Genomic DNA, 398 nt, shown 5'->3' on the forward strand with positions numbered 1-398 from the left:
TTGAGGAAGATTTTGGTATCTAAACTTTTAAAATCTATTTGATATTTTTCTTCTATGAAATTTATATCTAAAACACTTTTATCTTTAGTGAATATATCACAATGATTCTCATAGATATGAATTAAATTTGACATAGAAATAAAAGAAGTATTGCTATCATTAGATTGCAAATCTTGTAAATTTACTTTATCTAAAAATATGATTTTTATATTGCTTGTTTTTAAAACTATAGTATTAGTATTTTTATCATAAAATTGTTCTATGTTAAATACTTCATTTAAGACTAAATTAACATCATTTTTTTGAGTATTCAAACTTTGATTATTTGGATTATCTTGTAAGGAATTTTCTTTATCTAAATAAGCTTGGATATTTTTTATATTTTCATTTCTTTCTTG

At 19.8% G+C, this 398-nt stretch carries 1 pseudogene; it reads right to left on the minus strand.

Annotated elements, in window-relative coordinates:
• A pseudogene (locus tag H2280_RS08560) lies at window positions 1-398 on the minus strand (hypothetical protein); the annotation flags it as partial.

Source organism: Campylobacter sp. 2457A (assembly GCF_020135895.1).
Classification (GTDB): Bacteria; Campylobacterota; Campylobacteria; order Campylobacterales; family Campylobacteraceae; genus Campylobacter_D; species Campylobacter_D taeniopygiae.